Annotated in this window: 19 protein-coding genes; 4 read left to right on the forward strand and 15 right to left on the reverse strand. The window is 44.5% G+C overall.

Annotated features, from left to right (window positions below):
* Positions 1-54: 54 nt before the first annotated feature.
* The 15 genes from WCM76_14515 to WCM76_14585 all read right to left on the reverse strand — a co-directional run bounded on the left by WCM76_14515 (position 55) and on the right by WCM76_14585 (position 20,387).
* The gene (locus tag WCM76_14515) at positions 55-996 is read right to left on the reverse strand and encodes an alkaline phosphatase family protein (GenBank protein ID MEI6766839.1); all 942 of its coding nucleotides are present in this window, start codon (positions 994-996) and stop codon (positions 55-57) included.
* A 26-nt stretch (positions 997-1,022) separates the two neighbouring features.
* Positions 1,023-2,249: a T9SS type A sorting domain-containing protein gene (locus WCM76_14520; protein ID MEI6766840.1), complete on the reverse strand. Its 1,227-nt coding sequence runs from the start codon at positions 2,247-2,249 to the stop codon at positions 1,023-1,025.
* 114 nt (positions 2,250-2,363) lie between these two features.
* Positions 2,364-3,656 carry an AMP-binding protein gene (locus WCM76_14525; GenBank protein MEI6766841.1) on the reverse strand — a complete coding sequence of 431 codons (1,293 nt, stop codon included), beginning with the start codon at positions 3,654-3,656 and terminating at the stop codon, positions 2,364-2,366.
* Positions 3,657-3,900: 244 nt separating this feature from the next.
* Positions 3,901-6,165, reverse strand: coding sequence for a T9SS type A sorting domain-containing protein (locus WCM76_14530; GenBank protein ID MEI6766842.1), 2,265 nt, complete (start codon positions 6,163-6,165; stop codon positions 3,901-3,903).
* Positions 6,166-6,575: 410 nt separating this feature from the next.
* A complete protein-coding gene (locus tag WCM76_14535; GenBank protein ID MEI6766843.1) occupies positions 6,576-7,730 on the reverse strand; it encodes a putative sulfate/molybdate transporter in 1,155 nt (384 codons plus the stop codon).
* Positions 7,731-7,740: 10 nt separating this feature from the next.
* Complete coding sequence (locus WCM76_14540) at positions 7,741-8,880, reverse strand: sulfotransferase (protein ID MEI6766844.1); 1,140 nt, start codon at positions 8,878-8,880, stop codon at positions 7,741-7,743.
* Positions 8,881-8,917: 37 nt separating this feature from the next.
* Complete coding sequence (locus tag WCM76_14545; protein MEI6766845.1) at positions 8,918-9,196, reverse strand: phosphopantetheine-binding protein; 279 nt, start codon at positions 9,194-9,196, stop codon at positions 8,918-8,920.
* Positions 9,197-9,220: 24 nt separating this feature from the next.
* Complete coding sequence (locus WCM76_14550) at positions 9,221-10,231, reverse strand: BtrH N-terminal domain-containing protein (protein ID MEI6766846.1); 1,011 nt, start codon at positions 10,229-10,231, stop codon at positions 9,221-9,223.
* On the reverse strand, positions 10,231-10,740 hold the full coding sequence (locus WCM76_14555) for a hypothetical protein (GenBank protein MEI6766847.1): 510 nt from the start codon (positions 10,738-10,740) through the stop codon (positions 10,231-10,233). Before WCM76_14555 ends, WCM76_14550 begins: the two co-directional genes overlap by 1 nt.
* A gap of 10 nt (positions 10,741-10,750) precedes the next feature.
* Positions 10,751-12,205, reverse strand: coding sequence for an ABC transporter permease (locus WCM76_14560; protein MEI6766848.1), 1,455 nt, complete (start codon positions 12,203-12,205; stop codon positions 10,751-10,753).
* Position 12,206: 1 nt separating this feature from the next.
* Positions 12,207-12,953 carry an ABC transporter ATP-binding protein gene (locus tag WCM76_14565; protein ID MEI6766849.1) on the reverse strand — a complete coding sequence of 249 codons (747 nt, stop codon included), beginning with the start codon at positions 12,951-12,953 and terminating at the stop codon, positions 12,207-12,209.
* A 45-nt stretch (positions 12,954-12,998) separates the two neighbouring features.
* The gene (locus WCM76_14570; protein ID MEI6766850.1) at positions 12,999-14,285 is read right to left on the reverse strand and encodes a nucleotide disphospho-sugar-binding domain-containing protein; all 1,287 of its coding nucleotides are present in this window, start codon (positions 14,283-14,285) and stop codon (positions 12,999-13,001) included.
* An 88-nt stretch (positions 14,286-14,373) separates the two neighbouring features.
* Positions 14,374-16,281, reverse strand: a complete 1,908-nt coding sequence (locus WCM76_14575; protein ID MEI6766851.1) for a gliding motility-associated C-terminal domain-containing protein — start codon at positions 16,279-16,281, stop codon at positions 14,374-14,376.
* A 26-nt stretch (positions 16,282-16,307) separates the two neighbouring features.
* Positions 16,308-16,979 (reverse strand): WG repeat-containing protein, encoded by a 672-nt coding sequence (locus WCM76_14580; GenBank protein ID MEI6766852.1) that lies wholly within the window; start codon positions 16,977-16,979, stop codon positions 16,308-16,310.
* Between the two features lie 33 nt (positions 16,980-17,012).
* Positions 17,013-20,387 carry a PKD domain-containing protein gene (locus tag WCM76_14585; GenBank protein MEI6766853.1) on the reverse strand — a complete coding sequence of 1,125 codons (3,375 nt, stop codon included), beginning with the start codon at positions 20,385-20,387 and terminating at the stop codon, positions 17,013-17,015.
* A gap of 359 nt (positions 20,388-20,746) precedes the next feature.
* On the opposite strand from WCM76_14585, the gene WCM76_14590 reads away from it, so the two are divergent.
* The 4 genes from WCM76_14590 to WCM76_14605 all read left to right on the forward strand — a co-directional run bounded on the left by WCM76_14590 (position 20,747) and on the right by WCM76_14605 (position 25,817).
* A complete protein-coding gene (locus WCM76_14590; GenBank protein ID MEI6766854.1) occupies positions 20,747-22,087 on the forward strand; it encodes a radical SAM protein in 1,341 nt (446 codons plus the stop codon).
* A gap of 35 nt (positions 22,088-22,122) precedes the next feature.
* Complete coding sequence (locus WCM76_14595) at positions 22,123-23,226, forward strand: methyltransferase (protein ID MEI6766855.1); 1,104 nt, start codon at positions 22,123-22,125, stop codon at positions 23,224-23,226.
* A 9-nt stretch (positions 23,227-23,235) separates the two neighbouring features.
* Complete coding sequence (locus tag WCM76_14600) at positions 23,236-24,660, forward strand: radical SAM protein (protein ID MEI6766856.1); 1,425 nt, start codon at positions 23,236-23,238, stop codon at positions 24,658-24,660.
* A 269-nt stretch (positions 24,661-24,929) separates the two neighbouring features.
* Positions 24,930-25,817, forward strand: coding sequence for a T9SS type A sorting domain-containing protein (locus tag WCM76_14605; GenBank protein MEI6766857.1), 888 nt, complete (start codon positions 24,930-24,932; stop codon positions 25,815-25,817).
* Positions 25,818-26,055: the final 238 nt, after the last annotated feature.

The raw sequence follows: 26,055 nt of genomic DNA on the forward strand, positions 1-26,055 counted from the left end.
ATTTGTTGCGGTTTGCAAAATAATATTCTGTATTTTTATCGGACAATAGTGATTTTAATTATTAATTTTCTTAAAAAGCTCCGTCATCACCTGCCCCTGACTCTGGGGAAGCTGCACTCCCAGCATATATGCAATCGTTACGGGAATATCAATAAGCTCACGGTGTGTACTTAAAACGCAGTTCTTTTTGAAATCCGGTCCCGATGCATAGAATTCAATGTGCCGGCATCCGTCGCAGTTATCACCATGACTTACAAATCCGTCGGCTATGCCGTCTGAATGCCGTCCATGATCGTTGGTTACAAACACCGTTGTAGTTCCTTTGAAGTATTTATCGGTTTGCAGAAAACTCCATATTCTGAAAATGTACTCATCGCTTCCGCGGATGCCGTTGATGTAATTATCCCAAACGCCCGCATGTGCCGGAATGTCGGGCTCCATAAAACTGATGAGCGAAAGCCGCGGGTGATACTGCGAAAGGATATTGAGCGCTGCCTTGCACGTCATGCTGTCGGGTCTCAAACCGCTGCCCAGCCCGTGTCCTTCAACACCGCAGTTGGTGGTCGGTCTGTACTTGCCTGTCCAGATTGCGTCGTTGCAATCGCCCAGTATCACAAGCTTATCTTTACTGCTTATCACCCAGGCATACTGAGCATTGTTGCCAATATACTTTTCCCACACCTGAAACACTCCGGGATTTTTAGGATATTCCTGACCGCTGTTGTTGATTTCCTGATACACACCCGTTGTTATCGCGCTGTGTCCTGCTAACGTATATGTAGGACCACCGTTATAAAACGTGGTACTCACAACACCATAGGGCGCCATATCCTTTGCCAGATGCGGAATATAGGTATGCGTGCTGTCGCCCCAGGTTTCTGTATACCTTGCGCCGTCCATAATAAGCACAACAACATTCTTTGTCTTTAATGCAGGGTTGTGCTTTTCTTTTCCACACGAAAAAAGCAGTAAAAACGCGATAAAGAAATAATACATTCTCAGTGTCGTAAGTATTACTGATGTTATTCTTTTATTGCTTTTCCGGCAAATCTCACAATACCGTTTTCACGGATGCTGTATATATATAATCCGGAAGCAAGGTCGTTGCAGTTCAGTGAAACGGTTTGTGCGCCCTGTACTTCCTGGCTCATCACCTGTCTTCCCTGAAGGTCGCTCAGTACAATGGTAACATTGCCGCTGGTCAGTGCGCCAAGGTCAATGATAAGATTGTTGGTAAACGGATTGGGATATACGCTCACTGCAACTTCGCTGTTCATGGCAATACCTGAATAGCAGTTGAAAACACACTTTGTTACAGTAGGGGCAATGGTTCCGGTATTCAAATCTACAACGCCGCTTCCAAGATTTGAAAGGTCGCAGAAATCAAACGCACCAAGCATCTTTCCCTTGTTCCATGTGTTTCCGTGTACGCAGAAATGTCCGGTTGACGGACCTTGAATGGTGTCGTAATTCATCCAGTTTGAACCTACCTCAACGGCTCCGGCATTGTAAAAGGTGCAGGTATGCATAATGCTGTCGGCATTCAGGAAGTTTGATGTCACATGCAGATTGCCTGCTGCATTATTATGAAAATGATGATTGCTGTAGAAATTGATGGTTACATCAATCTCACCGTCGCTGTTCACAAGACCGTCGTTCTGAAAATTTGAAGCGGTAATGTGGCCTGTATTATTCAGAGTGTCTACATTCAAAAGATAGGTGGCGATGTGTTTACCCTGATTCATTTCAATACCGTTGTTCAGAAAATGAGTACCCACAATTTTACCGTCGGCGGCATTGTTGATGATTCCCATATTTGAAATGCTGTCAACAGGATTTACAACACCATTGTTCGTAAAGCCGAAATAATTGGCAAACCATCCCTGTATCTGCATGGAATCGTTATTCACGATTGGAGCGCCGTGCGCCAGCAGGTTGTCAACAATAAAAGTACCGTTGTTTATCAGGCCGCCGGTCATTGAAATCCATACAGAGCGAACGCCGCTGTTATCTTTAATCAGCGATGCACCCGGATTGATAGTCAGCGTACCCGACGAATAACCCCAGTCAAGGTTCAGGCTCACGTTGGTATTTACAACTATATTATCGCCGTCAACAGGAACGCAGTTGCAATCCCATGTAGTGGCAGTATTAAACAAGCCGTTGGCAACACTCGTACGCGTTGCTTTCTGTGCTATGGCCGATAACGAGATAATACAGACTGCTGCAAAAAGTAAAAATCTTTTCATGATAGTTGGTTTAAAGGTTTAGGTTCAGTACAAAGATAATGATAAACTTAAGATTGAAACCATCCGAAAAACGACATTTATCAGGACGAATCTGTCAGTCTGAGTATTGTCTTATCAATCTCTTTTATCTACAAACTTTACAGGCTTGCGGCTTGTAGCAGGGAACAGCACACGGTTCACGCTTTCGGGACTTTCAAATACGAGCGAAGGAACAACACGCAGGCGCGTGCGGAAATGATCTTTTATCTTTTTCTCAAAAGCATCGTCGTGCACGGTACTGCCTATGCGTACCAGAATATGGTCGGTGCCTATTTCGCTGGTGCTAACTTCAACCACATAATTGGTCACACCGCTGATGCCATCCAGCACATCGTATAACGAGGATGGATACAGCGTCGTGCCTTTATATTTAATCATATGCTGCCTGCGTCCGAATACCGGTCCGAGACGCAGCGTATTTCGTCCGCAGGGGCATGGCTCCGTATGCTGATAACAGATATCGCCTGTTTTGAATCGCAGCAGCGGCATTCCTTCCACGCCCAGTGTCGTGATGGTTACTTCGCCGGGAGTGCCCGGAGCAACTGCTTCGTCGTGTTCGTCAAGCAGCTCCACAATAATAAGTTCGGGATGATGGTGTCCGCCAATACCTGCTTCACACTCGGTAAAGCCGCCTTCCATTTCAGTGGAGGCGTAAGTCGAAAATAGTTTGATACCCCATTTCTCCTGAATCTGTGCACCGAGTGAATTCAATGTAAAATCGGAATTACGCAGCGGTTCGCCAATGCACATGGCTTTGGTGATGCTCGAGCTGCGGTGATCAATGCCGTTGGCTTCGGCAAATTCAACCAGCCTCAGAATAAATGACGGAACCGTAATAAGTGTGGTAGGTTTAAACCGCATGATGCTTTCCCATTGCAGTTCCGGAATGCCTGAACCCACGCGTACAATACCTGCTCCCAGTTTGCGGACGCCCATAAAATAAGCCAGTCCTGCCATAAAGCGGCGGTCCATTGTTGTCATCAGTTGATACACATCGCCAGGCATATGACCGCCGCACATAAATGAAATGGCTTCGCAATATGCCAAACGGTCGAGGTCGTGTTCGGTCATACCGAAGGTTACCGGCTCGCCGATAGTTCCGGAGGTAGTGATGTAATCAATTATTTTTTCGCGGCCAACGCATAAAAACGCTTCGTTTGAATGCTGCAGGTCGTCTTTTGTAGTAACCGGAATACGGCGCAGGTCTTCCAGCAGTTTTATAGTGCGGGTATCGATGTTATGCTTACGGAAATGCTCTTTGTAGAACGGAGAATGTGCAGCAAGATATTCCAGTTGATCCGACAGGCGCTGCTCCTGATACTGTTTTATTTCAACGGCCGATTTTTTTTCTATTTCAGGGAAAAACATGAATTCTGAATTTTACCATAAAAGTAGTTTTTTATAGTCGGGTGCCAAAAAGAATTTGAGAATTCGGCAATTTGATAATTTGAAACGATTCATTGTCCCAAGATAACAAAACTACCGAAAAGCGTTAAGAAATACAAATGCGTCATTAGCTCAAATACAATAAACAGGCTGTTCGGATGATGAAACCTGAATCTTTCGAGAGGTCTGATAAATCTTATGATACCTGCTGTAGCTTTTTCTTCTGTTATCGGTTTACAATTATTTTTCTTGTTGTTGTGCCCTGTATTGTCGTAACGTTAACAGCGTAAACACCGTTGTTGTCAATTTGCAAGTTCGTTGCCTTTTGTGTTGTTTGTGTTTTTAGTATCTGTTGACCAAGTATGTCTGTAACTGTTATTGTTGCGTTGTCGGTTGGAAGTAAAATTATAAACTGTCCACTTGTAGGATTTGGATAAATGGCAAATGGCTTATTGTACGTTGCATCATTTATTCCTACAATGCAGTTAATTGTAAGTGTAGTAACTATGCTGCTGTCACAATTTTCAACTGTGTTGAAATGGCTTGTATGAATTGTTGCAATTGTTGAAGTTGTCCCGTCAGGAAATGTATACGTTTCGCCAAAGCACATAGAATCGGAAACGCTGCTTGAATAAGTTGGATTTACTGTAATGGGCACCGCTTCAGATATGGCGCAACCGTTAGTATCTATCGCTGTAACGGTATAAGTAGTAGTGTTTGTTGGAGTAATTATGGGGTTAGCAATATTAGGATTGTTCACTCCTGTTGTTGGCAGCCAACTATATGATATTGCACTTCCTCCGGCAATCAGCTGAGTGGATTCACCTTGACAAATGGAAGTAGTTCCCGTTAATGAAACCGTTGGACCACCGGTAACGGTTACCGTTACCATAGCTGAGGAAGAGCAACCGCTCGGCTCGCCTATTGTACAGGTATAGGTAGTCGTAGTCAAAGGATGAGCCTGCACCGAAGCTGTATTGCTGGTTACCAGCCCTGTGGAAGGTGCCCAGGAATAGGACGTTCCTCCTGTGGCTGTTAATAAAGTGGTATCACTGCAAGAAATAGAAACATTCGAACCAGCACTCACAGCCATATTGCAGTTGGCTAGTTTGGCAAGATAAAATCCTGAACCATAGTTTCCGGGTACTCCGTTGGCATTTAAGCTAAAACTGCTGGAACTGAAATCTAATGTGCTGCCGAAACAACAAAAAGTACCTGCCATTACAATTTCTGTATTTCTGTTAGCAGAAATGGATTTGCCCGATGCACTCATTGAAGTACCCACCACTTTCTTAACCCACTGCTGATTTCCGCTAATGTCATATTTTACAATGTATGCACCGTCTGCTCCTGTAAGAATGGTTGTTCCGAAAGTAGCAGGTCCGTTATAATTTCCTGATGCATAAATCCCTCCATTATGGTCGGTAGTAATATCATAACCCAAATCCCTGTCACTTCCGCCTCCATTGGAAAGTGCCCATAGTTCATTTCCGCTCATATCTGTACAGGCTACCATAATATCCTGCAAACCATTAGTAGTTAATGGCAAACTGCCGAAAGTGAAATTTGCACCAAAATTTCCTGTTACATAAATTCTAGGATAATCAATGGCAACGCCCCATAATTTATCATCGTAATTAGAACCACCGCTTTTTGCCCATAATACATTACCGGCAGGGTCTAATCGCACCATAAAATAGTCTCTTCCGCCATTGCTTGTAAGTGTGGTAGTACCAAATGTAATATCCGATTGAAATTCACCAACTACCACCACATTGCCGGCATAATCGACATCAATAGAATGACCTCTGGCATGACCATATGGAGTCGCCTGTATGGCATATTCCACCAAACCGCTGGGGTCGTACTTGGCAATAAAAACATCTTCGTAAGTAACACTGGTAAGAGTAATACTTCCAAAAGTAACTGTGCCCTGAAAAGGTCCTGTAATATAGGTATTTCCTGCACCATCCGTTTTCATAGACTCGAACGAACAGCCGGAATTACTTCCGAATGTGGGCGTTTGCATCCAAACATCACTACCTGTAGAATTTATTTTTCGCAGATAATGAAAACCACCATAACTGGAAGCATAACCCAAATTTCCACCGGGACCACTTGAAATATAACCATACCCGCTTGCCACATAACAATTGCCCAAAGTATCGGAGCTTACTTCCATACCCGCTGTGGCATTAGGACCCTGAGGTTCAATGTTGCGTAACCATTGAGCTACACCGGCCGAATTGTATTTCGCTACGAAATTCTGGTAATCTCCCGGAAAATTTACCGATAGGTCTGTACCTGTACCTATATTGAGCGAGGTAACGTAATATCCACAGGCAAATACCTCTCCGTTATTATTAATTGATGTTCCTATTATTTCATTGCTGCGTAATGAAGGGTTTGCTCTTTTGACCCATTGCCAGTTTTGAGCAAAGGATGAAAGTGAAATGGTAATTGTAACAAAAATGGTAATTATTTTTTTCATTTGTTTTATTGAGTAATGCCTCCGCGATTTAGTTAGTTAATTAGTTATTTTTTGTTCTTGTGCTCACACTGTTCGGTTTTCAGCTAACCCGTTCGTTACGTGCGGTTCTTGCAATTGCAGCTGTGATGGGCTGCCCTTCTTTCCATCGAGTTAAAATTTGTCTATATTTTTTCTTATAAATTCAATATTCAGTGTGTTCAGGTCGTCTTCGTAATTAAAAAACTGTTCGCCAAGTTCTTCCCAAACAAGGTCTATATTATGTTCACCGGGTTTTTGTCTGATTTGTCAGAACTACCAAATCGTTTTTTAAAAATACTCATTGTCTGTTTTAGGGTTGTCCATATCCTTTATACTTTACAAACTTTCGACTCACGACTTATGACTTATGACTCACGACTTACGACTTTTTTTTACTTCGTCAGTCCTATAATGTTGTTTTTAGAAAGATATTTCAGAATAAATCCAACGACCAGACCAACAAGGAAGCCATACGGAAGATAGCCAGCTATAAGACCAACGATTACGGCAATAATAAAGTCTTCCTTCTTGTGTGCGGTATCGCCCATGAGTTTTATGAGCATAAAGGCTTCGAAGAGCAGCAAAACACCCAGCACAGGAAGCGGAAAAATGCCGATGACTTCCGTAAATACATTCGAGAAGAACAAGCCGATGGTCAGGTACAGGCTGCCGTAAATAATTACCGAGCCTCCCGTGCGCCCGCCAAAAGCGTAATGCCCTGCCATACCACCCACACCGTGACAGGTCGGAAAACCTCCGAAGAATGGGTTGATGATGTTCATGATGGAGTAGGTAAGACTAATCTTTTGAACAGTAATCTTTTTCTCCGGGTAATAATCCCGGGCAAGCCTCCCTGTTGCCAGTATGGAATTACTCAGCGACAGCGGTAACTGCGGCAATGCAAGCAGCACCAGACCGGTCATCACATCGGCAAAAGATACGTCCGCGTCGAATTTGGGCAGATGAAAGCTGAAACCTTTGCCTACCGCAACAAAATCGAAGCCTGTCACAAAGAATGAGTACATCACTCCCAGAAAAATGATGAGCAGTGCCGGCGGAAATTTGCGGTTGCCCATCAGCAGCACACCTATAAAGAAACATATGCCCGCGAGAATATATCCTGTGCTTCCGTCGGAGCCGATATAGTTTTTAATGGCAAGCGAAGCTAGCTGAATGCCCAGCCCGAACTGTATACCGCGCACCACTGCCTTGGGCGTTACTTTTGACAACCATCCTATCAGCCGCGTTGAATACAGTACCAGCATAATAACACCAATGGCAAGACCTCCCGCGAAAATAATATCGCCGGTAATCTTCTGCGCGATAACCAGAGTGGCAAATGCTTTCAGTGGCTGCACCGGCATCGGAACGCCGTAGGTGAGTCCCGACAGAACCTGCATGATACCGAACATAATGAGTACGCTCGCCGGGTCAATGCCCGATGCCAGGATAACACCAATCAGCAAAGGCAGGTCGGTGCCTATATCGCCAAAGGCGCCGGCGAGTTCATTGCGGTCAAATCGTATTCCTTTAACAGATGCAAACATTCGGTAATAATTATCTTGCGGCAGACTCAGCCACTTCAATTGTTAAATTCTCGGGAGCGCAGTTGCCCGTGTGGTATCCATAATATTCCATCTGGCTTTTCATGTGGGAACAGATAATATCTTTTTCTTCGGGGCTTATGGTATAGCTGCCTTTCTCATAATTCTTAATCTCATCAAGAAAATTGACTGCACGCGTATCAAATTCTTTGGTGAATTTAAGCCCGAGATAATCATACATACGCTTTAGCTCCGAGATGGGATTTTTTTCAAGATGCTCATAACGTAATTCATAAAAACGGTCGGCAGGAAGCTTTTCAAGACTTTGGCGAACCTGTTCAAGCATCTTCGACATCACCACCGATACCTCGGCAAACGACGGATTGCGCCAGTTGCGGTTCAGGCAGTTCTGCGAGCCCACCACCGACCACATCCTTACCGTCGACGGCACCACCGAAAGCGGATTGCGGTATATGTGAATAAATTTTGCCTTCGGAAAAACTTCAGCAAGCAGCTCCACACGCATAGAGTGAAACGGGTTTTTCAACAGCAGGCGCCGTCCGGTTTTCCACGATACTTTCTGATAGAAATACTTCATGTCTTCTATCCATTGTTCGCGCATGCTGTCGGGCGGCACAAAATCGGGCAGCTCGTTCAGGAAATATTCTTTGGATATGGGAAACACCAGTCTGTTGAGCGGCGAATATCCGTTCATGCGATAGAGTGCGAATTCATCTTCCTGGGGTTCGTCCATGCCGGTCTTCATCTGGTCGAAGGGGCGGTGCTTGCCCAGAACCATCTTCATGATGGGTTTATAATAGCGGTATCCATAAATAAACCCCAGCGGTTGCGATGCCTGAAACAGGGTAGGAGCAGCCAGCTGGTCGTCGAGGTTCATCAATTGATGCAGAAAGGTGCTGCCGGTGCGCCAGTGCCCGATTATGATAATAGGGTCGTCGGGAACAGGATGGGCTTTTATTTGCTTTCCGCGATGAAAACGATCTTTAAAACTAAAGAAGGACGCCCAGATACCGTTCTGGAACAGGAACAGAAAACGTGAAATATATTTCGGACGGAAAGAGAATTTGTTCTTCCGTGTAAATTTTAATAGCATCCCGGACGTGATTCCTGCCAGAAGGTATGAGCTTTTCATCGGTCACATAAGTAAAGCATGAGTGCCAAAAAGGCTCTTATTTTTGTTTCTCGGCTGTAATAAATTCTGCAATACTGTTGATGGAATTGAGAATGTTGCGTGCCAGGTTCTGGTCGTCGAGTCTTACTGCGAACTGCCTTTGTATCGCCATAATCAGCTCAATGGCATCAATGGAATCGAGACCAATGGTATTTTCACCGCTGAACAGAGGAACATCGTCGAGGATATCGGCAGGCTCAACGTCTTTGATATTGAGCGTACTTACAATGAGCTGTTTTATTTCGAGTTTAAGTGCGTCCTGATTAATTTCTGTCATTTGTATGGATGTTATATTCGGAAATCATTTAACAATCGTGGATAATTCTTTAAAGAATTGTTCTTCTTCATCAGCCCGTTCCATAATTTTATCGCCCAGTTCTTTAAGTCTGTCGGTGCCCAAATCACGGTTCTTGCCCATGCGTGCGGCGAACAGTGAAACTTCGCGCCAATGGTCGCCTATCTCCATCATTTTTGCCGACATACTGTTCAATGCCGGCATTTTCAGAATCTCTGAAGCCTGCCTCAGGAAGGTGGCATACATAAACCTGAATCCGGCACCGCCCGTTCCCTGGTCTTCAAGCAAAATGTTTATTTTGGTAACTTCGTGCGACAGATATTCGTTGTCCATGGCGTATTTGGGCCATTCAATAATGTGTTTTCCGAACTTCCGCATGCCTTTGATTCCTAAAAACGGGATGGGAATTTTAAGCATGTTGAAACAGGCTTTTTTGATGCCTTTCAGAATGGCTTTCGGATAATCAAATTCTTTGGGGATAAAGGTAGGATAGAACATAAAACCTTTGGGCGCCATACTGCCTCCTGCAAACCTGCCTTTGCGCAGCGATTCTGCCGACAGCTCAACAATCGACGGGTAATACACGTCGCTCACCAGATAATTGTTGCCCTTTTTCCCTACGATATTGATAAAATGTACGTTGATATGAACTCTTAAATAGGCCGGCAGATAATCCATGTAAAAGAAATCGACCTGTACCGATACCGGAATATTTTTCTCCAGAAGGCGGTCAAGTTCATGCTCGGCAGCTTCGGGCGATTTAAATGTCTGCGTATGAAATTTCACACCCAGCCTTTTCGATATCTTTTCGCGGATTTGACCGGGCTTTGTGCGGACAATAAATGTAGGAAACGGAAACTGTTTGGTGGTAAAGTATCCGAAAAAGATACCATTTGCAATGCCGAACACCAGCGGTTCGGAAACATCAAGCCCGGCATGGTTGAGTTGAGCGCACACGGTACCTGTTTCGCAGTGTGCCGCCAGACGGTGATTAAAAGGTATGATAATATCTGCCATTAAAGTTCGCTTGCTTTTGTAATGATAATGTAAGGATTATCGGTCGGGTGCTGCTGTGTCGTGAATTGTTCCTTACTGTTTTCGTCTTCGTTGTAAAAATGATATTTAATATTGGAATCCTGACTCGATATCACCACCTGAAACAGGTTGGCAACGGGTATATTAAATACAGATGCGTAGCGTTTGAGTTCCGATACTTTGATATTCTCAAAATGTTTCATCTGAAGGTGCTTCTTAACCTTCCCGGTTCCAAGTCCTGCCCTGGATGCCAGTTCAGAAGGAGTAAGATCTTCCAGTACCATAAAATAGTGTATCGGTGATATTTCGCCCTTCATCAGTTTCTGACGCAGCGTCTGTTCAAGATGCCGTTTTTTATACCAGAAGTCGTCCAGCAAATTCTCGATGAGGTAGGAGCCGCTTTCAACGGAACCATAAGTTCCGTCTTCCTTTTCGGCATACAGCACCATCTTTTGCTTTTTGATGTCCTTAATTACTTCGTTCTCTTTCATATTTCGAAGATCACTTACGTTTTACAAAATTAATCAAAGCTATTAATAATGACAGTCCAAAAAACAAAAAAAGCCGCATCGCGTTCGGCAAAATGCTGCCAATCGTACCTCCGCGGACAAAAATATCCAGAAAACTATCCACTCCCCAGCGGATGGGCGATAAAACAGTTACTATTTTCAATTGGTCGGGCATCATGTAAACAGGTAGAAAAATTCCGCCCAATATGCCCAGAATCACCACCATAAAAGAACCAAACATACCTGCCTGACTCATGGAGCTTGTGAATGTCCCCACCAGCAGTCCGAATCCAACCGCTGCCAGTGCCGAACACAGTGCGGCAATCAGCAGGGCGCCTATATTGTGTCCGATTTCAAGCGCCGGCAGACCGTAAAGTACGGGAAGCAGATACATACCGGTAAGAATCATCAGCACAAGCTGCAGCAAACACACAATCACATACACAATGATTTTGCCTGAAAGCACCGAGAAATACTTCACCGGAAGGGTGCGCAACCTGCCGTAAGCACCTTCTTTACGTTCAGTTATCATGCTTCCTGCCAAAGGAATTACAATAAAGAACATCGCGAAAAGCGCAAATGCCGGAACATTGTTTTGTACAATCGTGGGTTTGATGACGGCGTCCTGCTTGCCTGCATATTCTTCGTTTACCGGAATAAATTTATGATTTTGCCAGTCCTGCTTCAGCTTAAAATTCTTTTTCAGGCTTTGGCCGATATCAAATTTGATGGCTTTGGGCTTGGCATCAATGTGGAAATCTTTCGGGAGCATGTCGCCCATGCGTTTCTTCAGTTCAGAAGAGAATACATTTTCCATTGTGTCAAGCTGACCGCGCAAATAGGCATGAACGGGCGCTTTCAGTTTCTCTCCGAGGTATTCGGGCAGGGCGCTCATGAAATTCTCTGTGAGAATCCGTGTTTCGGCTGCCTGTATCAGCCGGTTCAGTGAACTGTTAAGTGAGTTTTTATACGATTCGCGCAGGGCAGGGTCATAGAGCAGCGTTATGCTCTGAGTATTTTGGGTGGTGTCCGGTATTTTTTGCGCGATGGAATCGGGATAAAATGAGTGCTTTACAATATTTTTTGCCCGCTGTTGAGCGCTGTCGGAAGTGTTTTCGGGAATGATAATGCCCACCTGATATACTCCTGAAGCAATGAGACCTTGAGCTATCTCGCGGGTAATGGGTTTACCGTCCAGTTCATCCTTTACAACAAAAAAGTCAGATTGCTTCAGCCCGTCGCGTATGGTTTCGCCCAGCAACGAAGTGTCGCGGTCAACAAACAGCACATTCACTTTGGTTTCCGAAACTCTTTTAAAAGCATTTTCCTGTGTGGCGGTGATGGTGGTTATCAGTATCAGCGGCATCAGAAACAGTATGATGAGTCCGGGAATGTCCCGCACCAGCAATAGCGTTTCTTTTATTATAATGCGTCTGAGTTTTCTCATATCAGTCTCTGAGTTCCCTTCCGGTAAGTTTTATAAACACCTGACCCAGGTCGGAGCAGCCGGGCGTTCCGGCAATAAGTGCCTGAGGTGTGCCGTTCGAAATAATTACGCCGTCGTCAATAATATTTATCCGTGAGCAGAGGTTTTCTGCTTCCTTCATATAATGTGTGGTGTAAATGATGGTCGTACCTTCGTTGTTAAGTTTTTTCAGATATTCGTAGATGAGGTTCATGGATTGAGTATCGACGCCCAAAGTGGGTTCATCTAAAAATAAAATTTCAGGTTTGTGCATCAGGCCGGCCACCAGATTCGCCCTTCGTTTGATGCCGCCCGAGCAAATAGAAACACGTTTTTTCGCATGCGGTTTCAGGCCTACCACGTCAAGACATTCTTCCACTCTTTGTTCAAGATTTTTTCCCGAAATGCCGTACATATCTCCAAAAAACATCAGGTTTTCACGAACGGTAAGCGTGGGATACAGCGCTATTTCCTGAGGAATGAGTCCGATAAGAGGCTTCACCGGCGAATAGCTCGTTGAAATATCAAATCCTTTGATGCGGATGGTTCCGGCACTTATCTTCAGCAAACCGCAAATCATCGAAATGAGCGTGGTCTTGCCTGCCGCATTGGGTCCGAGCAGCCCGAAGAACTCACCCGGAGCAATCTTCAGGCTCACACCTTTCAGGGCTTCTTCCGAGGCCTTGCGGTATGTTTTATGCACGTTATTTACTTCAATGATGGGCTCCATGCCGGGATGTGTCTGAACTTAAGATGCAAAAATAGTGAATAATACTCAATTGACTTTATGGATAAGCGCTTCAATAAGGGCAGCCGATTCCTGCAATGCATCATGTTTTGCATAATCAGCCCGTATGCGTTCAGCGTTTGCCTTGTACTTCGGGCTTGTCAGTATTTTAGTGACGGCTTTCGCGATTTGTTTCGCCGACGGTTTTCCGGTTTTCAGATTGATACCACATTTATTATACTGCACCCGCGAAGCAACAACCGGCTTGTCTTCCGTGTCACCGGCAATTATTACAGGTACGCCAAAAGATAATGCCGTGGCAACACCTCCAAAGCCGCCGTTGGTTATTACTATGGAAACATGCGGCATTACCGCTGCGTATGGAATGTAAGTATAGAAACGGCAATTTTCCGACGGGAACAATTGTTTCAGATAATCTGAAGATTGCCCGCCGGTCGACACCACCACATTCACGTCCTGTTCTGATAAAGCACGGAGCGCGGGAATAATCAGTTTTGTCTGGTCTCTGGTGTCAACAGAGCCCTGTGTAATAAGAATCAGCGGTTTGTTATTATCAGGAAAATGAGGTGCTTCTGAATTGTTGTGTTCTTTATCACCGGGCAGTACCGGACCGGTGTAATGAATGCTTGCAGGCAATTTTTTCCAGTGAAAATCGAATGCGGGCGTATTGAATTTTAAATACAGTGAGCTGATATAGAAATTGTTTTCCAGAAAGAAATGCTTCATGCGTCCTAACGACAGACCTTTCCGGATGCGGTTTACATAACAGCGCATCGGTGCGAATATCAGTTGTCTGGTCATGAAATTCACAATGGCGTTTCTGAAAAAACCATAAATATTACTGTTTGGGAACAAGCCGGGACCGGGTGCCGGTACGTTTCTGTCCATAAGCATAAGCGGCGAACTGCTGTACACCACCCACGGCAGTACTTTTTGTTCTGCCAGCGGAATGGCTCCGGTAAACCATTCGTCGGTAATAAGTATATCGGCATTGAAGTCTTCCAGAATCTTCAGCAGGTCGTGATACTGACCGGGCATCTGGTCGAAGAACACCTTTTTCATATAGGTGGTGGAGTGGCGGAGCAGGTTGCCCTGCTTCACACCCGGAAAGGATGCCTGAATATTCTGTTCATCAAAATCTGTGGCTTGTGTTATTGGAAAGAAAAGGGCGCCTGTAGCTTCAATGTTGCTTTTGAAATACCTGCTTCCATACCAGCACACTTCGTGACCGCGGTCTGTCAGTGTTTTTGTCAGCGCAATGCCGGGGTTGACGTGCCCGCTCAATGGTACCGATGCAACAAGTATTCTTGCCAAAAGATGGTTTCCTTTTTTGTGAAGATTGCAAAAATAGGAAATAATATGGTTAACAGACGGTGCAGTCCTTGCAGAATAAAGGACTGCATTATCTGAGCAGCATCACAAAACCCTGTTGCGAACTTTTTTTATTGTCTGCTCCGGTATACTCAACAATCCAGTAATAGGTGCCGTCAGCACATTTCAGCCCGTGGTGTTTGCCGTTCCAGCCCTGGCTCAGGTCGGTTGTTTCAAATATCTTCTGCCCCCATCGGTTGAATATCATCAAGGTGGCGTTTTCTATGTTTTCCATTTTTATCGGGAGATAATTATCGTTCTGTCCATCGCCGTTGGGTGTGAAAACATTGGGCATTTCGAGTAAAGGCGGTGGCGGTTCGCAGTTTTCAACTGTAATTGTTTTTGAAAGGGTATCACTTATGTCGCAGCTACTGTTGGCAGTAACAACAAGTGTAACGGTATAATTGCCCGCTTCGGAATAGGTGTAGGCGGTTGTGGAGGCATTGGCGCTGTTGCCGTTCTCGCCAAAGTCCCATAAGTACGAGTAGCTTGGGTTTTCGGGTGATGCCGTAAAGCTCATGGTAAGGGGCGCGCAGCCGGAATCTGAACTGCTGAAATGCGCATTTAGCGTGGTTAATGGCGCCGTTCTCGTGCAGGATGGATCAGGGGTGTATTTCCACAAAGAATTTGTCATATCAATGGTATCCCCTATTCGTACACCTCCAAACATCCAGAAATTGCCATATTTGTCTTTAAAACCAACATTGCCTCCGGCTGCAGCAGGGTAATTTGTCGGAGCCGGAACTAGAAGACTTCCGTAAACACCCGGTTGACTGGTCGCTTGACTGTCGCCTCCAACCCAAGTGAACAGGCAATTCGAGGGGTCAAACATCCAAAGGTCATTGTGTGTATTAAAATAGAACAAATCAAAAGCGCCTCCGTAATTGAAAAATCTTCCGCAATCATCGGTCCAGCCGCAACGGTTCTCAAATCGTGATGCGGGGTATTCATTCCCGGCTGCGCATTTTTGAGTAAAGTTCCCCTGATCATCAGGGATATTGCTTCCTGCCATCCATGTCCATAAATTGGTGCTGATATCATATTTCCACATGTCTGCGTAAGTTGCCTCACTTGTTACTTCATCACCTCCGAAAATCCAAAAATTGCCATCTGTATCTTTCCATTTTGTATAACTACATCGTCCTCCGGGTGTATTTGAAGATGCGGGAATGCCCTTTGTACCATAATTCGGGGTCGAATACAAACTATCGCCGCTCATCCATGTCCAGATATTGGTGGATGGATTAAATTTCCACATATCATTGGCATCAACTGGCAAATTAAAAGCACTTGTTTTTACCCCTCCAAACACCCACAAATTTCCATTATTGTCCGTCCATGTACTCGCACATTCCCATATTGAAGGGGGGCAATTAGCAGCATCAGGCAACTGAAGCAAACCATAATGGTATGAGCCAAAAACAGCATCACCGGCCATCCATGTCCATTCATTGGTTGAAATATCATACTTCCAAAAATCAGTTTTGGAAGAAGCACCGCCAAAAAGCCATAAGTTCCCGGATGTATCAGTCCAGCTTTGTGCACCCCAACCTCTCTCACCCGGAGTATTCAGCGGTGATGGTATTCCTTTTATTCCATTAACGGAAGTTGTATTATTAATTGTTCCTTTCATCCATGTCCACATATTTGTTGATGGATCAAACTTCCAAAGACAATCATGGCAATTGTCACAGCTTAATGATCCGCCATACACCCAGAAATTACCCTGCAGGTCAGTAAATTCAACAGGTTCATAAACCGCTCCCGGGCAGTTTGCCGGAGAGGCAATACCCTGGATGCCCAGATGGCCGGTATTATTGGGTTGGTCAGAGCCATGCATCCATGTCCATGTGCCGTAGTTTTGAGCTTGTGCAGCAACGGGCAAATAGAGAAAGAGGAGGCAGAATGCCGCGTGTAATATTTGTTTCAGGTTTTTCATAGCAGGCAATTATTTTTTAATATTTCTCATTTTGCATCCGGGTCTTTTCTTTTCTCAGCTTCTTTCACAAAATTATTCCGGGTGTCAATGTAAAATTCATCCTCGCCTTTGGTAACGCGGCACATGCCTTTACTGTAATCCTGCACCATGTCGTATTCCATCGGGATAGCCACGGTGCCGGCGGTATTCACAAATCCCCACTTGCGGTTGTTCATCACGGCGGCCAGGCCGCCGGCAAAGCTGCGCGCCCTCTCGTATGTGGCCGGTATCACTACAGTACCGGTAGTGTCAATAAACCCATATTTATTGTCAATCTGCACCAGCGCGCGCCCGTTGTTAAAATCATACGCTATGGTAAACTGGAATGAGATTAATGGCTGGGCTTTGGTATTGATAAATCCATACAGCCCGTCTTTCTTTACGCGGGCCCTGCCATTTATAAAAATGGAGGCATCTTCGTATTGAAGTGCGATAGCAACGTTTCCTTTCTCGTCAAGATAACCCCGTTTGCGGTTTTTGATAACGATGGCATAGCCCTCGTAATAATCGCTGCCCGCATCGTACTGTGCCGGAACGAGTATGCTGCCATCAGGCCGTTTGTACCCCACTTTGGCGTTTTCATAGAATTTTACAGGGGTTTGCGCACAACAGCAGTATGCTATCGCGACAATGAAAATGTTTAATGCAATTTTTTTCATTTTTTCTATTTTTTAGTGAAAGAATATGTTCTGTTATCTGAGAAGTGTCACAGTACCGGTGTTGTTGTACTCGGATTTATCAAATCCGCGAGCGGTAAAAATATAATAATACACGCCGTCGCTGGATTGTGCACCGCCCTCTTTCAGGCCATTCCAGGAGCCATTTACCACGTTCCATTCGTACATTTTTTTGCCCCAGCGGTTATAGATTACCATAGATTCCGAAACAAGGCCTTCAGATTTAACGCGGAATTCATCATTTGAGCCATCGCCGTTAGGGGTGAAAACATTGGGGATGATGATGGACGATGGTTTATGGACAATCACCGTAATGGTAACTTTATCTTCACAAAAATCAGGTATGCCGCTGTTAACGGTCAGTGATATGGTAAAGGTTCCATCTGTATTATACGTGTGAGAAGGGTTTTCTGCTGCCGAGTTGCTGCCATCACCAAAATCCCAATAATAAATGGTTGCACCGTTTCCTGATGAAGAAAAGTTCACACTCATTGGAAGGATGCCTTCCTGAGGGTCGGCACCGGCATAGGCATTTATCAGCGTGTTGGTGGCTATTGTTGCAGGACCGGCCTGCAGGGTGCAGCCAAGCGAATCGGTCAGTGTAAGCGAATAATTTCCGGTGCAGAGGTTCATAATCATAAGCGTATCGTTTCCGGCTGTTGACCAATGATAATGATAGGGCGGTACGCCACCCGAAGCAATGGATGCAACTGAGCCATTACACTCCCCGGCGCATCCTTCATCAGTGGGCATCAGATTCAAGTTCAGTGGTGGATTTTGAGTAATGGAAAATGGAACCACCACGGTGCAGTTGTTGCTGTCACGAACCGTAACGGTATAATTGCCGGCGGTCAATCCGTTTACTAACGGTCCGTTCGGTGTACCCGCCGACCAGCTATATTGATAGGGTTGTGTGCCACCACCGGCGTTAACATGCGCCCAGGCGTCACTTCCGCCGAAACAATTTACTTTTGTTGTAGTATCAATCTGCGCATACAGCTGTGTTGGTTCCGTAATGGTAACCGTGTCGCTGGCAAAGCAGCCCGACGTATCAGTAACTGAAACAATATACGTTCCTGCCTGCAAATTATTTGCTGTTGCCGTATTTTGAACCGGTGTTGTGTTCCATAAATAATGGTATGGGCTGATACCGCTGCTTGCGGTTACAGTTGCAGAACCATTATTTCCCCCGTAACAAAGTACATCGCTGACTGGGGTCATTGCGGTTTGTATGTTGCTTACTGCCACCTGCTGCGACGACGATGCCGATGTGCAGCCGTTCTGCGTTACAGTCAGCGTGACGGTTTTTATGCCCGGCACTGTCCATTCCACATGAAAAGGACCATTCCCGCCACCCGACGGATTGACCGAACCGCCATCAAAGTTCCATGAATAGTTTGCTGTATCATAAGCATTGCCTGTGTAGGTTATCAGCGAGGAATCGGAAAACGAACACAGGGGCGTTGTTACTGTGAATAAAGATGTCGGTACATAGTTAACTTTAATATCCTGTGTTGCCGTATCGGAGCAGTTGCTCGAATTTGTATAAATGTAGGTTATTGTGAATGTACCGCTATCAGCCACTGCAGGTGAGAATATATTATTACTTACGCCTGTTCCTGTATAATTGCCACCCGAGGGCGTTGCGGAAGTAAGCTGAAATGGTGGTGTGTTGGTACAAACGCTTGACAGAGGGGCAAACACCACTACAGGATTCTGGTTCACAGTAATATTTTGGGTAGCTGTTGCGCTGCAATGGTTGGCATCGCTGTAATAGTAAGTTAACATCCATGTACCCGGCCCTGCCGCATTAGGACTGAATACTCCGTTAGTAACTCCCGGTCCTGAATAAGTGCCTCCTGAAGGATTTCCCTGAGTGAGCGCGAAAGGTGTATCGCTCATACAAACGTTGCTTATCTGACTGAATGTTACAATCGGTAGTGCCCCCACTGTAATGTTTATATAGTCATGTCCCTTGCAATAGGTGAGAATCCCGTTATCGGCTTCCACTTGGATGGTATGCACACCGGGACCAAGCAGATTTGTGTTTACAAAGAAAGTACTATCATTTACAGGTGTTGTCAATACACCATCAACATACCAGTAGAAATTTAGCGCGTTGGTATCGTGAGAGGCAATAAGATTCATGGGTGTTCCGATGCAGAGTGTAGTGTCGTGCGGCTGGTTCAGATCTACGTTTATTCCCGTAACCGTTAAACAGTATGAGAAAATCTGGGTGCCAAAGTAGGGGCAATGGTCGTCCTGAATTGTAACTGTGAAACAATAGGGTGAGTTGCTTACATAGCCGGGCGCCGGCACCCAGTAAAAATGTCCGGTAACATTGGGTGTGTTGTTTCCGGTAACCGACCATGTACCGGCAGGAATTCCGCTGTTCCACGTCATGGTCAGATTTTGTGCCGGAACATCAATATCCCGCGAGAATATGCTGAAATCAATAGTGTCACCCAGGCAGACATTCAAAGTGTAATTTGAATCAGCAACATTGTATTGTGTTGCATTCGGGTTGATGCCGCTTAACGTGGGAAGTAGATTGCTGCATGGAATGACTGCCAGCTGCATATCGCGCAACACGGAGCCTATCATAACCGGAACGCCGTTTATGGTGCGCCATTCCTCAACCAGCACGGCAAATACCGTGGTGATATTTTGCGTCGGCGTCATGCAAATATCGCCTGTTACCGGGTCAATTGTAACAGGCGGTGATGATGGCAACGGCTGTTGAGCCGAGTACCCGGGCAGGTAAATAACGTAAGGTGTTGAACTTCCCGGTCCCAGATTAAACGGAGTAACCATGGAATATACCAGTGAATCGCCATCAGGATCGATAGCGCCATGATTGAAACAGAACTGTTGGCCGCTGCAAATGATTGTTGACGGCGGATTTGAAAATACCGGGGAGCTATTGCAGGGCGCAACCAGATTGTTCAGCTTCGCTTCGATATACATATTGGCGCTTGTTGGGTTTTGGATAGTATTTGACGGATTTCTCGCACCCAGAGAGTACGACATCGTCCAGTTGGCACAGGCAGGCAGGGTTACCTGTCCCTGATATACAAATTTCTTAATTCCATAAAGTGAGCCTCCGTTGCAGGTTGTTTGCATACCGGGACATGCCGGTGTAACTTCAACTCCCGCAGTAGGTGCCACTTTGTATAAAACAGTTGAAAATGACTGACATGAAGATGTGAAGTTGATGCTTGTACTGCCCGGTTCCGCTATGCCGGAGCAGTCTCTGTAAAATGTGAGCGTTATCAGATACGTGTTTCCGCTGAGGCAGGTATAAGAAAGGTCGCAGCCTGCAATGTGGCTTGCGTTTGCCGAAAAACCAAGACTAATTAATATTGAAATAATCATTAATAACTTTTTCATAGCGCTTTTTTAATGTAAAAATAATACTATTTGCACTAAATACAAAAAAAATATTGTCAATATTTTTAAAAATATTATAAAAATATTAAAAAACAGAAAATGAATAAGATATAAAATGTGAACAATAAATAATATCCCAAAATGGGATAATACAAGCAATAATTATATTATTTATAAACCGGAATATGTTTACTTAATCAGGGTTGATGATTATCCGTGCGATTTTCAGCAAGCGGTCGAATTATCTGGTGTAAGCCTTGGTTTTATTATCATTCCTAAATTGACTATTTTTGTTCTTTTAAACAGGGTGATTTGAAATACTCAAGTTAGTATCAGTTTAATTGCCCACTACTTTGACGATGAAGATACTGCTGATAAATCCGCCGCGCTCGCCCATCAATAATATCCTTGCTTATGCTCCGGCAGAAGCAAAGCGTTTCATTCATAAGAAACTGATTGGCCCGCCACTCGGTCTGCTCACCATTGCTGCCGCTGCTAAAGACCATGATGTAGAAGTTCTGGAGATGAAAGGCGAATACGACCTTCATCCTGATTCGCCCGCACCCGATATGCTGGTGCGCAGTGTTCTCGCTTCCTTCAAACCCGATGTGGTGGGCGTTACCTTTATAGCTTCCGAGTTTTATGCAGGCATGGATATTTTCCGCACGGTTAAAAATTTTGACCCGGGCATTAAAACCGTTGCCGGAGGTTTGCACACTGTGTTATCGCTGCGCGATTTCGACGATGCCTGTGTTGATTTTGTGTGTCCCGGACAGTCGGCCGATGTATTCATGAATCTGATTCATGCACTTGAACAGAATGCCGCTCCCGACAGCGTGGGTGGTCTTTATTTTAGGAAAGATGATGCCATGGTGAAGGCATCTGCTCCGCGCTCAGTCTGGGATGCGTGCAATGTCAATTTTATCCGGCCCGACCGTTCCAAAATAAAAAAGTGGATCAGTACGTACACTGTTGGCGGGCGCATTGAACCCTCGACCTATATTTTTACTTCGCTCGGATGTCCGCACGAATGTTCGTTTTGTTCCATCTGGCCGCAGTTCGGCAAACAATTCTATCAGCGCGATCTGGAAAGCATTATTGATGAGCTGAAAGCTGTGGACGATTATCCGATTGTCCGTTTTTCCGATGCCAATACCATTGTTGATGCCGCATTCATCAGCCGGCTGTTCGACCGCATTCTTGAAGAGGGTATCCGCAAAGAATATATTATGGATATACGTTTCGATACGGCTGTTGCGTATCCTGAACTTATAGAAAAACTGGCTAGAGGCGGATTGAAAGTGGTCATCTGCGGATTTGAATCTTACCGCGAAGAAGAATTGATAAAATATAAAAAGGGCGCCGACGCTAAACTCATCAGTCAGGCTATTGAGATATTTCACAAAAATGGTGTTTCGCTGCGCGGAAATTATGTGATACCGCCTGATTATACCGAAGATGATTTTAAGGCTATGGCCGATTATGCATCGTCGCACCCTGTGGTATATGCCGGCTATACCATCCTAACGCCCATGCCCGGCACAACGTATTATCAGGAAGTGAAAAAGAATATCATCGACCACGATCTGGCGAAATATAATTTCTTTAACAGCGTGATGCAGACGGCACTGCCGATTGAGAAATTCTACGAGAATACCGGAAAGCTCTGGCTGATAAAGAAAGGAACCGACGTTATTTGATTTTTTACAAACCGAAATAATTGCTGTATTTTTGAATGATGCAAAAAAAGAATAAATCAAAAAAGCTTCCGCCGATGTTCGTCATCAATATGACCGACGGCCTGCGGCGTTTCTTCATCGGTCTGGGGCAGAAAATGTTTCCTGCCGATTTTGTGCTGATGGAATATGCCACGAATTTCTGGATTGCAAAATCTATTGGTGTTGCTGCTGAACTGAACATCGCCGATTTACTGGCTGCGGGTCCGCGGCCGGTTACGGAACTGGCTGCCGAAACTGCTACCGATGAACACAATCTGTACCGTCTGCTTCGCGCACTGGCAGGGCAGGGCATTTTCAAAGAAAGCAAAGGAAAAGTATTTTCGAATACTAAATTATCCAACGCATTGCTTGAGGAAAAACAGTCGATGAAGTATTTCATACAGCATCATCTGGGCGATAACAACTGGGAATTTGTAGGTGATATGCGGGAATGCGTGCGCACGGGCGTCAATGCTATTCAGCGTAAACACGGGTTGTCGCCGTTTGAATTTCTGGAACGGAATCCTAAAAGCAATGTGCTTTTTAACCGCGCCATGAGTAACTCTTCCGAAATGGCCGCCGAAGTAATGAGCTCATCGTTTCCTTTCGGGAAGTACAATATCATTGCCGATATTGGCGGAGGTGCAGGCTATTTGCTGGCGCATATTCTTCATAAAAATAGAAACATCAGAGGTATTTTATATGACCTTCCGCATGTAGTTACTCAGGCGGGCATACAGATGCGCAAATTCGCCGTGGCCGACCGCTGCCTGGTTCTGGAAGGCAACTTCTTTAAAAATATTCCGGGCAACGCCGATTTATATATTGTAAAGAATATTCTGCATGACTGGAATGATGAGGATTGTATTAAAATTTTAAAGAATATTTATGCAAGCATGCCCGATGGCGCGAAATTGCTTGTTATTGATGCCGTGCTGAAACCGGATAACAAACCTGCCTTTGGTAAGCTGCTTGACCTGCAGATGATGATTGGAACCAATGGCGGCAAAGAACGGACGCGCGAAGAATTTGAAACCGTATTTAATGCTTCGGGATTCCACCTGGCACGCGTAATTGGCAATCCCACTCCATTCAGCTTTATTGAAGGTGTAAGATTATAACAACCGCTTATGACCAGAGTACTGTTGGTGAACACGAATACGGAACGGTCGCCTTATCCGGTGCCGCCCCTGGGATTGTGTTTGCTTGCAGGAGTGCTGTCCGAAAAATTTCAGGTAAAAGTATATGACGGATTTGCTGATTCCGGTGCGGGACTATCAGGCCTTGTAAACGATTTTTCTCCCGACTTCATTGGTTTGAGCATCCGGAATATTGACAATCTGGTATTTCATAATTCCCGTTTTTATCCGGAAGATATCCTTCACAAATTTGTACAGCCATTGAAGAATATTCCCGGCACAATACTTATTGGAGGCGGCAGCGGCTTTAGTGTTATGCCTGCCGAACTGATGGCTTATTTTGGTTTTGATTATGGCCTGGTAGGTGAAGCAGAATTCTCTTTTCCGCTCTTGCTTACGAATTTAATTGAGCACAAAGATATTTCGGATATTCCGGGACTCATTCTTCCCGGTGAAACGAAGGCGCGCGCCAATGGTGCAAACCGCCACAGCTATGGTCTGACACAGCGCTTCAGCCGTATCTATGATTTGATTGATTTTGAGCCATACCGGCAGCGCGGTGCTTATCCGATTCAAACAAAAAGAGGATGCATTCACAACTGTCTTTATTGCACCTATCCTGTGGTGGAAGGGAATACGTTCCGTAAAAGACCGGCAGTTGAAACCGTTGATGAAATTGAAGATGCACAGCAGCATCTGGGCGATATTTTATTTGAAATTGTTGATTCTACATTCAACGACCCCTGTACGCATGCCGAATTGTTGTGCGAAGAAATCATTCAGCGGAAGCTGAAGGTGCGGCTGCGGACCATGGGTATTAATCCGGCCAATGCTTCCCCCGGACTGTTTTCATTGATGCATCAGGCTGGGTTTACACAAATAGACTCAACTCCCGATTCGGCATCTCCGCTTATCTTATCGAATCTTAAAAAGAATTTTACACTGCAGCAATTGCAGAATAATGCAAGGTTTCTGAAGGAGTCAAACCTTCCGGTAATGTGGTTTTTTGTGTTTGGCGGTCCCGGCGAAACAGAACAAACCATAGCCGAAACCTTTGAATTTATTGATGCATACGTGTGCCACGATGACATGGTGCATATTTCTACCGGTCTCCGCATCTTTCCACAAACGGGTTTGCACGAAGTTGCCATTCGTGAAGGAATCATTGCACCCGAAGCTTCGCTGCTGTACCCAACGTTTTATGTTACACCGAATATGACGGCGGAACGTTTGATGGAAATTCTCAGAACATATACCGCAACGCGCTTCAACTGTATTCTTTCAACCGAGTCGACACCATCACCTGAAATGCTGCAGCGTGCCATGGAAATCCGTGCCCGGGAACAGCTTAGCGAACCCATGTTCAGGACGCTGATGAGGGTTAGGAGGGAGGAACTTTCAGGGAAGAATGAATAATTAACAATTAACAATTAATAATTAATAATTGTTCTTTCCTTCTGTATCTCTGCTGGCGCGCGTTTGTAACGCCCACGATAGACTGTTGTTGGCTGGACAGATGTGTTTACACGAAAAAATCACAAATTGGCGATTATAAACGCTTTGGTTTATTACCGGAAAAACAAAAGTTTGAGTATCTTTGGTTATTGCCGCTTAGGCACGTGTAACAAATGCCCGCCAGCCGGGAATTTCAGGGAATATTTTATCTAAAAAACAACACTATCTGCATGAAGAACCTATTAACAATATTGTTTTCCATTTTATTTGTAACAAAAATGGAAGCTCAAAATGACTTCGCGCCAATTGGTGCAGTATGGAAATACAGGTGTATGTCTGCATTTGACACATCCCTGCACACTTGCTCTCTCAATTCTGTTGCAGATACCATTATACAAGGAAGACAATGCAAAATTTTAAAGAAGAATGTGCTCGGGGGATGCGATTACCGGGGGTTTACTGAATATATGTATTCTGATAGTGGAAAAGTATTTTTCTTTGATTCTAATAGAAATATTTTTCAATTATTATTTGATATTAATGCTAATGTTGGCGACCATTTTTCGTTAATTCCCTCATATCCATCAAATGATTCAATTGTTTTTATGGCTGACTCTATTTCCTCCATGATAATCAATAGTATTTCTTTAAAAGTATTGTATATTCATTATATACATAAACCCCCTAATTTGAGTGTGTATGTTTATAATAGTAAAATTATTGAAAGAATTGGATTTACCTCTTTTATGTTTCCTTGGGATAATATTTCATGCGCAGAAGGTTATACTAGACCATTAGGATGCTATTCAGATCCAATTCTTGGTTTTTATGATTTTGGGACTATTACTAATTGCTCCCCGGCCTCTGTAATTGAACCTGAAGAAAACACTTTTTCTATTTTTCCGAACCCGAACAACGGAAAATTTACAGTTTCACTTGACAGCGGCAATAGCAGAATTTTAATTTATAATATTCTTGGAGAATTAATTCACGAAAATATTTATTCAGGCACGCGGCAGAACATATCCATTGAATTGCCTTTTCAATCAAAAGGAATTTACATTGTGAAAATTCAATCGGAAAAAATGCTGATAGCAAAAAAAGTTATTATTGAATGATAAAACGGATTCTGATGGCGGGCGTTTGTATGGCGTGACAGGATATACATAAAATAATAAAAGGTTACTCCACTGATTGTCTAAAACCACCCTGCAGATATCGGCAGCCTGCTGATTAGAATATCAGAGCATCCTTACAACTATTTCCGGGAGTGTTATCGGGTGTATCCGAAGGTGTTGTTAACTATCTCCGGGAGTGTTCACAGGTATATCGGAGTATGTTGTTGACTATCTCCGG

The organism is Bacteroidota bacterium (assembly GCA_037133915.1).
Taxonomy (GTDB): Bacteria; Bacteroidota; Bacteroidia; order Bacteroidales; family CAIWKO01; genus JBAXND01.

What these genes read in the sequence shown, in the direction of transcription:
- WCM76_14515 (MEI6766839.1), bottom strand. Translation starts at nt 996, where the DNA reads ATGTATTATTTCTTTATCGCGTTTTTACTGCTTTTTTCGTGTGGAAAA.
- WCM76_14520 (MEI6766840.1), bottom strand. Translation starts at nt 2,249, where the DNA reads ATGAAAAGATTTTTACTTTTTGCAGCAGTCTGTATTATCTCGTTATCG.
- WCM76_14525 (MEI6766841.1), bottom strand. Translation starts at nt 3,656, where the DNA reads ATGTTTTTCCCTGAAATAGAAAAAAAATCGGCCGTTGAAATAAAACAG.
- WCM76_14530 (MEI6766842.1), bottom strand. Translation starts at nt 6,165, where the DNA reads ATGAAAAAAATAATTACCATTTTTGTTACAATTACCATTTCACTTTCA.
- WCM76_14535 (MEI6766843.1), bottom strand. Translation starts at nt 7,730, where the DNA reads ATGTTTGCATCTGTTAAAGGAATACGATTTGACCGCAATGAACTCGCC.
- WCM76_14540 (MEI6766844.1), bottom strand. Translation starts at nt 8,880, where the DNA reads ATGAAAAGCTCATACCTTCTGGCAGGAATCACGTCCGGGATGCTATTA.
- WCM76_14545 (MEI6766845.1), bottom strand. Translation starts at nt 9,196, where the DNA reads ATGACAGAAATTAATCAGGACGCACTTAAACTCGAAATAAAACAGCTC.
- WCM76_14550 (MEI6766846.1), bottom strand. Translation starts at nt 10,231, where the DNA reads ATGGCAGATATTATCATACCTTTTAATCACCGTCTGGCGGCACACTGC.
- WCM76_14555 (MEI6766847.1), bottom strand. Translation starts at nt 10,740, where the DNA reads ATGAAAGAGAACGAAGTAATTAAGGACATCAAAAAGCAAAAGATGGTG.
- WCM76_14560 (MEI6766848.1), bottom strand. Translation starts at nt 12,205, where the DNA reads ATGAGAAAACTCAGACGCATTATAATAAAAGAAACGCTATTGCTGGTG.
- WCM76_14565 (MEI6766849.1), bottom strand. Translation starts at nt 12,953, where the DNA reads ATGGAGCCCATCATTGAAGTAAATAACGTGCATAAAACATACCGCAAG.
- WCM76_14575 (MEI6766851.1), bottom strand. Translation starts at nt 16,281, where the DNA reads ATGAAAAACCTGAAACAAATATTACACGCGGCATTCTGCCTCCTCTTT.
- WCM76_14580 (MEI6766852.1), bottom strand. Translation starts at nt 16,979, where the DNA reads ATGAAAAAAATTGCATTAAACATTTTCATTGTCGCGATAGCATACTGC.
- WCM76_14585 (MEI6766853.1), bottom strand. Translation starts at nt 20,387, where the DNA reads ATGAAAAAGTTATTAATGATTATTTCAATATTAATTAGTCTTGGTTTT.
- WCM76_14590 (MEI6766854.1), top strand. Translation starts at nt 20,747, where the DNA reads ATGAAGATACTGCTGATAAATCCGCCGCGCTCGCCCATCAATAATATC.
- WCM76_14595 (MEI6766855.1), top strand. Translation starts at nt 22,123, where the DNA reads ATGATGCAAAAAAAGAATAAATCAAAAAAGCTTCCGCCGATGTTCGTC.
- WCM76_14600 (MEI6766856.1), top strand. Translation starts at nt 23,236, where the DNA reads ATGACCAGAGTACTGTTGGTGAACACGAATACGGAACGGTCGCCTTAT.
- WCM76_14605 (MEI6766857.1), top strand. Translation starts at nt 24,930, where the DNA reads ATGAAGAACCTATTAACAATATTGTTTTCCATTTTATTTGTAACAAAA.